Consider the following 8,835-nt stretch of genomic DNA (forward strand, 5'->3'; position numbering starts at 1 on the left):
CGCAACCCACCGCAGCACCTACACCCGTCACTCCAATGATGCAGCAGTACCTGCGCCTTACCTGACAACGGCAAAGTGCGAAAGCCACGCCGCGAGTTACGCCGCGCTATTGCGGCTCGACACGGGCTTCCGGATGCTCACTTTGTGTGCCCCTTGGCAGATGCACCGCGAATACCGTTGCTGTGTGATCGGACCGCGCCTCAATTCGCCCGTGATGGGCTTTAGCAATCTCGCTGGCGATGTACAAGCCGAGCCCCAGTCCGACATCCTCGTCGGCTCTTTCCGATCTGTCGACGCCACGCTGAAGCGGGTCGAAGATACGGTCGAGCACGAGCGGATCGATGGCAACCCCGCCATTCTCCACCTCGATATGCACCTCAGTATTGTCCGACGTCGCCGCCACCCGCACCGGGGTATCAGGCGCGCCATACTTGACGGCGTTGCTCACCAGATTACTCAGGAGTTGCTGCAGTCGCTGATAATCCCAGTCTCCCCGCAGGTCGCCGCTCGCATCGACCTTGATCTCGCGATTCGGATGAACTGCCTGCAATTCATCGACTACATTCACGAGGACTTGAGCGAGATCCATATTGCGAGGAACAACGCCGATGCCTAACCCGAGTTGGGTCCGATTGAAATCGCAGAGATCGTCAAGGAGAGCCTGCATGCGGCCACCACTTCTGATCAGCCGGGCTGCGGCGTCCGATATTTCCTCGCCCGCATTGAGCGCCGCCAGATATGAGGCCGTTAACTGAATGGCCTGCAGCGGCGTGCGCATGTCGTGACCCAGCATACCCAGCAACAGGTCGCGGGCCTGCTCGACCTGCGCGGTAAAAAAAGCGACCGATTCTGCGAGCGCCTGATCTATCGCCTCATTGAAGCGAATCATATCGTCCAGGTGTGGTGCGCTCGGCTGGCACTCATCGATCCACAAGCGCAGCACGCTGGCACGCAAAGCCCGATATTCGGCCGCTAACTGGTTGATGTCGAAGCCTCGCCGAGCGCGCAGGACGGCATGCGTCTGCGCCGCCGTCTCCTCGGCGTTCGTCGGTTCGGGAGCGCGCCCAAGCGATTTTTCGCGTTGCGCTTCCCTCGTTTGCGGGCTACGCAGGTCCTCGACCACGGCCTCCAAGATCTGGCGTGCGTGGTCGCGGAGCCCGCGCGAGTCCATTCTTCGTGCGGCCGGTAGCAGCGTGCCAGCGAACGCTTCCCACTGCACCAGAATCGGTTCCATGTTCCGAACGATGAAATCTGCTAGACGCATGTCGCCCCACATAACGGATGAACGGTGGATGCTTCTGTCGCTCCGCGACGATATCACGTGAATACCGGCGATCGAAGGCTATTACATCAGAAGCTGCGCATAATCCCGCCCGAGGGCACGCCATGGTTTCCAGTCAACGGCACTGGGAAACTGGACTTTCAAAGCAACTTTTCCCGGTTACATGAGCATGTAACCCGCGGCAGCACCTGCCACCGTTACGCCAATGATGCAGGAGTACCTGCGCCTTAGCTGACAAAGGTTAGCGTAGAAAGCTACGCTGAGACCTGCGCGCACCGCTGTCGAGATCGGCCGTCACGTTCCCTCGAGTTGGCCTTCAGCATTCCAATACGTCCAGTTCTCCGCTTCGGTTCCGTGATCGTAGTCCCCAAGGGCGGCTAGTTGTCCGTTTGGATGGAAATCCTTCCAGACTCCGTGCTCAACGCCGTGTTCGTAGGTTCCTTCAGACGCGAGAGTGCCGTCCTCTCTGTATTCAACGAAGAGACCGTGCCGAATCCATCGCCGCCCATCAGCAGCCATGTATCTGCTATAGCGATATCTAAGCGCACCGCTTGGATACAAAACTTCCGCGATGTTCAATTCCGCCATTGCGCCCTCCGCTCTGTTCATCTTCGTCAGCCAGCACATCCTGGCGATACGGCGCGAGGCTGATCTAATATGTCCGCGCCCGCCGCAAGGGCCGTCAGGGGCCGTTACCTCCCCAATAAAAATTCGTACAACCACCCAACCGGTTTTGGAGCGTCTTGAACTGAGTGATGACGTTGTTCTGGTTGAACTTCAACACGAGCGTGCACTCGTAGGTGATCGTCTCGTCGACCCAGTGGTCAGTGATAGCCAAACCGCCTGCCGTTTGTTCCATGGTCTGGCCAGCGGCCCTGCGCACCGTACCCAGCGAGGCCGTGTTCCAGTACGCCACCTTCTCACCGTCCTTCGCCTGTGCGTATCCTGCCGGTTGGCCCCATTTCTGGTAGGCCCGACTCATAGGCTTGCCTTCCCATTTGGAGCGGGCAACCATCTCCGGTATGGTCGGAACCACGTTTCCGCATCCTGACATCAGCACAGTCAGTGACAGCGTCAGGACAGTGGTCCACACTCTATTCTTTGTCACGGATTCCTTCCGCGTGGAATAGGTTGGTTGGCGAAGCGCGATTATATGTTCGACTCTCGTGGAACAAAACGAAATTGACAACGTTTGCGAAGTAAGGGCGTCATTTCACCGGACATCAGCCAAAGCAACTTTTCCCGGTCACACGAGCATGCAACTCACCGCAGTACCTGCACCCGTCACTCCAATGATGCAGCAGTACCTGCGCCATATCTGAAGCCTCACAAAGCTACGCTGAAACCCACGCCCGCACTTTTATGGACGGGTTGAATCCGCAGCCCAGAACGGTCCTTTGACGTGCTCAATTGCGGCCGCTCAGTCAACGATAAAGAGCTTTGCACCCGTCTTCGTATAGGACCGGTGTGGCTCTGCGTTATCGCCAACCTGGTAACTCATGCCGGCGGTCAAGACGAATTTCCGTCCATCTTCGAGGGTTGTTTCCAGCTCGCCTTCGAGGCAGAAAAGGACGTGCCCTTTTTGACACCAATGGTCCGCTAGATAGCCAGGTGTATATTCCACCATCCGCACTCGGATTTGGTTCGGCTTTTCACCGAAAAAACGTGTGCGCCAATAAGCTATTCCAGTTTCCCCTCTGTGCTCCGTCGCCTCGACTTCGACCCAGTTGGTCGTGCCGAAGGCAAATGCGTCCATTTTCACACGGGTATTCCCTCGTCAAAAATTAGTCTCCTGCGCATAAGCTAATCGGCCATCGTGCTTCGTACCTCGCTACCGCATTCCGACGGCATGGCGCAAAGGGGGATTGTTATGCGATCACTGAACTTATCGCTCACGAACTACGTGGAAATGTCGAAGATCCCTTCATGGCCGAGCTGTGCCCGATGCGGTCGGATATGGCGCATGTGTTGACAGTTCGATCCGCCGCGGGCCTGCTGTTCAACCGTTGGCATCAACGGCATGCAGAATTGCAAGGGCAGTACGAAAGACCTGCGCCATATTGACTGCCGATTCCAATACTCGGCGAGTGCGTCTATGCCTTCCTAGCAATGATGCGCCGGACAGCTTTACCCGACGAAGGACTCACCACTTGCTCATCCAAAACAACAGCGGCGTCAGACAGGGCTTCAAAAACCAGCGAAGGATCGAAAGCAGCGTAGAGCCGTCCGTGCTCGTCCCGCCGGTCGCTTCCCTCGGTGACGCGCCAGCTCAAGTACAGGGTGCCACCCGGTTCGGTGATGTGCAGGAGCTTGCGAACCGAAGGCACTATCCGTTCAGCTTGTAGGTGCATAACAACCGTTTCACACAGTACATTTTGGAAACTGCCTTCTGCGATGCCCTCAAGCTCTGGTAGAGCGGCAACCTGAAACTCGACGTCGGGATGGCGTCGTCGAGCTTCTCGCAACAAACCCGTTGATGGCTCAAAGCCCACGGTCGGGAAACCATGTGCGGTCAACCAGGCAGCATCGCGTCCGCTGCCACAGCCGACGTCCGCCGTGCGTCCCGGACGGAAGTACTTCCGTATCAGCGCGTGCAAGTCTGCCGCTGAAGGCTGCTCCTCCCAGTCTTTTGCAAACGCGGCGGAATTTTCGTCGTATGCGCTAAGAGTTCTGATGTCCATGGATTTGTTTGGATGCGATGCCCGGTGTTTCATCAACGCGGCAATAGACGGGGAACGCTATGGCGCGGGCCAGCCACATCCGTACACAGTGGGTGCTAACCGCGCCAGGTCCGTCACCATCAATTGATTGCCATCTAACCGTGCTCCAGAAGCATGGAGTTATTGGCGCGAGTACTCCACGATCTGATTGTCGCCGATCGGCCACAATAACTCGTTCGACAACTGGCTTGCGGCGAGATTCGAGCTAGATACGACCTTCTCTTCTAGGCCATGATCGTCTCAGCGTGATGAAAGATTTTTGCCACAATCATCCAACGCCCGTCGAACTTCAGCAGATTGAGGTTATCGACGAAGATCTTCTCGAAGATGCGAACGCGAACCTGTGCAAACGCAATCTCCGGAGACAGGATACCAATCTGCAGAATTTCGTCCACGCGCGGTTGCAACATGCTCTTCGGCGGCTTGCGGGTAGCAATCTCCGAGCGATACTGGGCGAATGGGCGAAGGTTGAACTCCCCGTCTTTCATCGTGAAAAGCGAACTGGTCGGGTGAAATATTAAGTCAAATTTCTCCAGATCGCATTCATACATAACATCGAAGTAAAGTTGCAGAGCCTCTTGAATGTTGGCAATTTCCATGTCACGTACCCTTCCTGTATGAGTGAAACGTTGTTTCTTGTACCCGGTATAACCTCAATCCTGCGGGGATTCGGCCCAGCTTGAAGCGGGCGAGTCTGTATTGGACGGCGGTGTTAGTATCCGCGAATCAGCCTCGACAACGTTTCATCAGACGGTGAACTATGGACGATACGCCGGATATTCCACGGGTTGCCAAACTCCTAGCTGACGTAGCACGCACCAGGATCGTGTGGACATTGATCGATGGTTCAGTTCGTGCCGCGGGCGAGTTGGCCTATCAAGCGGGCATCTCGGCACAATCGTGCAGTGGACATTTGATGAAGCTGGTCGATGGCGGCCTGCTGGCCGTCGAGGCACAGGGGCGTCATCGCTATTTTCGGATCGCCAACGCCGAGGTAGCCTGCATGATCGAGAGCATGGCCGCCCTCGCTTCGGGAACGGAGCTCGGCCTGCCGCGGTCCCTTTCGTCTGCGCGTTCGTCGACCGAGGCATTCATGCATGCCCGAACCTGCTGCGACCACTTGGCCGGGGAGATCGCGGTGGGCGTACTTGCCTCCATGCAGAAGGCGCGTTGGTTGCGACGGAAGGATAGCGAACTGATCGCCACTCGGCTCGGCGAGCATCAGCTGCGCGCGCTTGGCGTTGACTTTGATTCTGCGCGAGATGAGCGTCGCGTGTTTGCACGCTCCTGTGCAGATCTTACGCAACGGCGCCCCCATCTCGGCGGTGCACTGGGCGCGCACATGCTCGACCTCTACATTGGTCAAAGCTGGATCGTGCGCTCACCCAAATCCCGTCTCGTCAGCGTCACGCCAAAGGGAAACGAGATGTTTCGCAGACTCCTGGAACTCGCATGAGCTTTTTGTACTGTCATATTGTTTACAGTTCCGCAATCCGTCTGCAGTGAGCGAAACCGGCCGCACCGAGTCAGACGATCTGACGCTGTCCGTTTGATCAAACCTCGCTTTCTACACCAGATTACTTAGTCGGATAACTCCATGCGGAGGCGAGCGGCGAGTTTCACCTGACGCATCCGGTCGTCAATGGGGGATTTATATCGGTAGATCCAGGAGCGACGGCTCTCGCTGGCCTGAAAGCGGAGTCCCGGGAATCCGCCAAAGGTCATGTGCTGGCCGGCAGGCAGCTTGCTCGCGGTTCGTGCGTCGAATCTCATCAGCGGTCGGCGTAGGTTTTTGTTGTGGGCCGGGACCGCAGCGTAGCTTTTCGGTCTGGCGCAGGAAAATGTTACGCCAGAGCGCCAAGTTTTCGCCTATTTCGTCAAGTGCAGACAAGGCACCTGACAAACGCAACTTTCGGCTCAAACCCTTTACCATAAAGGCTTCGAGGTGCGAAAGCCAGATGGAGCAAGGGGCTCCGCAGAGCCCCTTGTTTCCGTTACTCGTTTTCTTCGAAGTAATGCCCGAACTTCATCTGCTTCGTGCGGATATAACGCTCGTTCTCCTCGCGCACGGGCACCGCAAGCGCCACGCGTTCGCAGACGGGAATACCGTGCTTCGCGAGCGTGTCGAACTTCGCCGGGTTGTTGCTCATCAGCCGCACCGACGTCACGCCGAGGATCCGGAGGATCGCGGCGGCGGAGTCGTATTCGCGGGCATCGTCGGGCAGGCCGAGGTCGAGGTTCGCCTCGACGGTGTCGCGCCCCTGCTCCTGCAGCGCGTAAGCGCGAATCTTGTTGCTCAGGCCGATCCCGCGCCCTTCATGCCCGCGCAGATACAGCAGCACGCCGCGGTCTTCGGCCGCGATGTAGCGCAATGCGAGATCGAGTTGCTCGCCGCAGTCGCAGCGGTACGAGCCGAACACGTCGCCGGTCAGGCATTCGGAATGCAGCCGCGTCAGCACGGACTGCTCGCCGGCGACGTCGCCCATCACGAGCGCGAGATGTTCGGCATCGCTGCCCGATACGCGGAAAGCGTACGACTTGAACGTACCGTAGCGTGTGGGCAGCGACGCGGTGGCGACGAGCGTCACGCACTCGTCGGCCTGGCCATTGCCCGGCGTGGGCGATTGTGGACGCGAAGACATCATGAATTCAATCGAAACGTTCAGGAATGTAGGAGTTGTGTGGATAGTACGTGACGGGAGTTTACCGCTAATCTGGAATCGTCACGCGACTGCCGCCACCTGCGCGGCTATACTGGGCTCATCGGGTGACACGCATCACGCCCTGCCTGCCCAGCATCGACCTGCACACGGAGAAAGCGAATGAGCACGACTGTCGCGCAGATTCTCAAGGCCAAGCCGGATTCGGGCCGCACCATCTATACCGTCACGAAGACCGATCTCGTCTACGACGCCATCAAGCTGATGGCCGAAAAGGGCATCGGCGCGCTGCTGGTCGTGGACGGCGACGACATAGCAGGCATCGTCACCGAGCGCGATTACGCGCGGAAGGTCGTCCTGCAGGATCGCTCGTCGAAAGCCACCCGCGTCGAGGAAATCATGACGGCGAAGGTGCGCTACGTCGAACCGTCGCAATCCACCGACGAGTGCATGGCGCTGATGACCGAACACCGGATGCGCCACCTGCCCGTCCTCGACGGCGGCAAGCTGGTCGGCCTCATCTCGATCGGCGACCTCGTCAAGAGCGTGATTGCCGATCAGCAGTTCACGATCAGCCAGCTCGAACACTATATCCACGGCACGCCTGCGGTTACGTCCGCCTGACCCGCCCCAGCAAAAAAGGCCCAAACGCGTGAGCGTCTGGGCGGAAAGCCGCCGGAATGCGGCGACGGAGGTTCTGCTCCTGCGGGCGAATGACGCGCGCAACTGGCGCGCGTCTCGCCGATTAAGCTGTGCGCTCGGGCAGACCCGGCGGTGTTCAGTTCCCGAAGTAGACCGAGTTCACGGGGTTCGGTGCTTCACGCGTCATGCGGCGGCCGGCTTGCCCGGCACCCGTTGCCACGGCACCGTAGCCGCTCGTATCTGCTTGCGCGAGCATCGGCTGGTTCGGTTGAATGCGTTGTTCGGCGGCCTGGATGTTGTCCGGATACTGCGAATCGCTCGCCAGCGGCTTGTAGCCGTTCTGTTCGAGTTGCACGAGTTCGGCCTTGACCTGGTCGCGGGTCAAACCCTGCTCGGACTGTGCAAACGATGCGATCGGGGCGGCAAGGACGGATGCGGCGATGGCTGCGTAGATGATCGACTTCATGATTTACCTCCGGAATATGTTCTCTTATGACGTCGCCTCGGCAGGACTGTCTGAAGCGATTGAATGCAGTGTAGTTCTCGCATTCCCAAGGGGAAACCCTTAGTTTGAACATACAGCGTTGCGATTTCGACAAAAATAGCCGAGCGTTTTCGGGCGATATCGCGGCAACTTGCTTCAGCAGCACAACAATCGCTGACGAACTGCCGACGGCCCCATCACATATACCGAAGGTTGTGTTGTAGAATCGTAAGGTTTTATTCGCCAGTCGATATTCCATCCACCATGTACGCGCTCACGCCTCTTTCGGTTTCGCCGTCCGGCCCGGCCGGCGTGCGCGCGCGCGCCGGCCATCCGGCGCATCCCCTCGCTCGACGCACGGCCCAGGCGCCGCTCGCCCCTGCCCGGCGCCTGATCTGACGGCTCGGCCTCCTCCCGGAGCCAGGTCAGACAGGCTCCGGGCGATCCTCACAGGCACGCCACGCCTGCCCCTGCCGATCATTTGGAGAACAGCCATGAAACAACGCCTTTACCAGTTGACCGAACTCGACGTTGCCCGCCTTGAGAAGCACGCCGAACACAACCCGCGCTTCCAGACGATGCTCGACACGCTGCTCGAGCGCGCCGACATCGTCCAGCCCGATGCCATCAAGGCGAACGTCGTCACGATGAATTCGCAAATCACGCTGCTTGACGAAGCGTCCCAGGAACAGGCCACCTGGACGATTGTTTATCCGGATGCCGCCAATCTCGAACTGGGCCGCCTGAACGTCTTCTCGCCCGTCGGTATGGCACTGCTGGGCACCCAACGCGGCCAGATGGTCAAGGTGATGCAGCCGAGCGGTGCCGAAAAGCTGATGAAGGTCGCCGCGATCGTGTTCCAGCCGGAAGCCAACGGCGAATACACGCGCTGAGCCGTCTGCGGCGGGTATTGCCCCGCAACGGCGCACAACGAGAAAAGCGAGGCACGGGCCTCGCTTTTTTGCATCCGGACGATGCGAATCGCCGACATCTCGTTCCACAGACGAAAAAAAGGCGCCCGAAGGCTAATGCCGTTCAGTTAAGGTT

At 58.6% G+C, this 8,835-nt stretch carries 11 protein-coding genes and 1 pseudogene; 3 read left to right on the forward strand and 9 right to left on the reverse strand.

The features are described from left to right. Positions 1–106 precede the first annotated feature (106 nt). The 6 genes from VK92_RS29270 to VK92_RS29295 all read right to left on the reverse strand — a co-directional run bounded on the left by VK92_RS29270 (position 107) and on the right by VK92_RS29295 (position 4,601). Positions 107–1,264 carry a sensor histidine kinase gene (locus VK92_RS29270; protein WP_048022682.1) on the reverse strand — a complete coding sequence of 386 codons (1,158 nt, stop codon included), beginning with the start codon at positions 1,262–1,264 and terminating at the stop codon, positions 107–109. A 312-nt stretch (positions 1,265–1,576) separates the two neighbouring features. Further along, positions 1,577–1,870, reverse strand: a complete 294-nt coding sequence (locus tag VK92_RS29275; protein ID WP_081057338.1) for a toxin-antitoxin system YwqK family antitoxin — start codon at positions 1,868–1,870, stop codon at positions 1,577–1,579. Between the two features lie 94 nt (positions 1,871–1,964). Continuing rightward, a complete protein-coding gene (locus tag VK92_RS29280) occupies positions 1,965–2,318 on the reverse strand; it encodes a hypothetical protein (protein ID WP_131723310.1) in 354 nt (117 codons plus the stop codon). 384 nt (positions 2,319–2,702) lie between these two features. Continuing rightward, complete coding sequence (locus tag VK92_RS29285; RefSeq protein ID WP_048022669.1) at positions 2,703–3,044, reverse strand: DHCW motif cupin fold protein; 342 nt, start codon at positions 3,042–3,044, stop codon at positions 2,703–2,705. Positions 3,045–3,375: 331 nt separating this feature from the next. Continuing rightward, on the reverse strand, positions 3,376–3,963 hold the full coding sequence (locus tag VK92_RS29290) for a class I SAM-dependent methyltransferase (RefSeq protein WP_048022670.1): 588 nt from the start codon (positions 3,961–3,963) through the stop codon (positions 3,376–3,378). A gap of 263 nt (positions 3,964–4,226) precedes the next feature. Beyond that, complete coding sequence (locus VK92_RS29295) at positions 4,227–4,601, reverse strand: nuclear transport factor 2 family protein (RefSeq protein WP_048022671.1); 375 nt, start codon at positions 4,599–4,601, stop codon at positions 4,227–4,229. Between the two features lie 161 nt (positions 4,602–4,762). Here VK92_RS29295 and VK92_RS29300 point away from each other — a divergent pair, with 161 nt between their 5' ends. After that, on the forward strand, positions 4,763–5,458 hold the full coding sequence (locus tag VK92_RS29300) for an ArsR/SmtB family transcription factor (protein ID WP_048022672.1): 696 nt from the start codon (positions 4,763–4,765) through the stop codon (positions 5,456–5,458). A 158-nt stretch (positions 5,459–5,616) separates the two neighbouring features. Here VK92_RS29300 and VK92_RS43170 read toward each other — a convergent pair. Next, a pseudogene (locus VK92_RS43170) lies at positions 5,617–5,775 on the reverse strand (tyrosine-type recombinase/integrase); the annotation flags it as partial. A gap of 221 nt (positions 5,776–5,996) precedes the next feature. Further along, positions 5,997–6,647 (reverse strand): GTP cyclohydrolase II, encoded by a 651-nt coding sequence (gene ribA / locus VK92_RS29310; RefSeq protein WP_048022674.1) that lies wholly within the window; start codon positions 6,645–6,647, stop codon positions 5,997–5,999. Positions 6,648–6,824: 177 nt separating this feature from the next. On the opposite strand from ribA, the gene VK92_RS29315 reads away from it, so the two are divergent. After that, positions 6,825–7,286, forward strand: a complete 462-nt coding sequence (locus VK92_RS29315; protein ID WP_021162297.1) for a CBS domain-containing protein — start codon at positions 6,825–6,827, stop codon at positions 7,284–7,286. Between the two features lie 154 nt (positions 7,287–7,440). Here the strand turns inward: VK92_RS29315 and VK92_RS29320 are convergent, their stop codons facing one another. Then, complete coding sequence (locus tag VK92_RS29320) at positions 7,441–7,770, reverse strand: DUF4148 domain-containing protein (RefSeq protein WP_027789405.1); 330 nt, start codon at positions 7,768–7,770, stop codon at positions 7,441–7,443. A gap of 512 nt (positions 7,771–8,282) precedes the next feature. On the opposite strand from VK92_RS29320, the gene VK92_RS29325 reads away from it, so the two are divergent. Then, a complete protein-coding gene (locus VK92_RS29325; protein WP_021162294.1) occupies positions 8,283–8,681 on the forward strand; it encodes a GreA/GreB family elongation factor in 399 nt (132 codons plus the stop codon). Positions 8,682–8,835 lie beyond the last annotated feature (154 nt).

This window comes from Burkholderia sp. LK4, from assembly GCF_001043615.1.
GTDB lineage: Bacteria > Pseudomonadota > Gammaproteobacteria > Burkholderiales > Burkholderiaceae > Burkholderia > Burkholderia cepacia.